The organism is Streptomyces iakyrus, assembly GCF_000717055.1.
GTDB lineage: Bacteria > Actinomycetota > Actinomycetes > Streptomycetales > Streptomycetaceae > Streptomyces > Streptomyces iakyrus.
The window spans coordinates 1-461 of the sequence record NZ_JNXI01000090.1 but is presented as its reverse complement, the minus strand read 5'-3'; the positions used below and the strand labels follow the sequence as shown (position 1 = coordinate 461).

The following is a 461-nucleotide window of genomic DNA, read 5'->3' as shown; positions in this document are numbered from 1 at the left end:
CATTGGACCGGCCAGGCATCCCGCCTCAACCGCGACCACACCGGTTCGTTCGGCTCAAAATCATACGCGCGCGAAGAGCTGGTCGCCTTATCTTGACAGTCTGCACCGACTCTCAGCGTCTTGCTTACGTCGATGCAACAGGACTGACGGAGGCGGTAGGTCTTGTCCCCACGTGTGGTGAGCTCGGTGGAGCAAAGCCGTCCGCACGCGCGCCATCCAATAGCGCCGTAGCGGGCGGACGGCTTTGCGGTGCTCACCGCCGGCCGTAGCGTTCCCACATAGCTGGCGACGGCCGGCCTGGATAGCGCCGGGCAAGTTGAACTCCTTCGTTGATGCTGGCTCCCCGGATGGGGGTCCGGGGGAAGGTTGAACAACTTGTGGACAACGTAGCGCCGGCTTTGAACATCACCATTCAAGAGCGCCGATCGGCTGACGGCCTTGATGCACACGTCCCTATGATC

At 62.3% G+C, this 461-nt stretch carries 1 protein-coding gene; it reads left to right on the top strand.

Going from position 1 to position 461, the window contains the following annotated elements:
• Positions 1-96 (top strand): zincin-like metallopeptidase domain-containing protein (locus OO68_RS48880; protein ID WP_209442689.1); only part of this gene is annotated, 96 nt, incomplete at its 5' end.
• Positions 97-461: the final 365 nt, after the last annotated feature.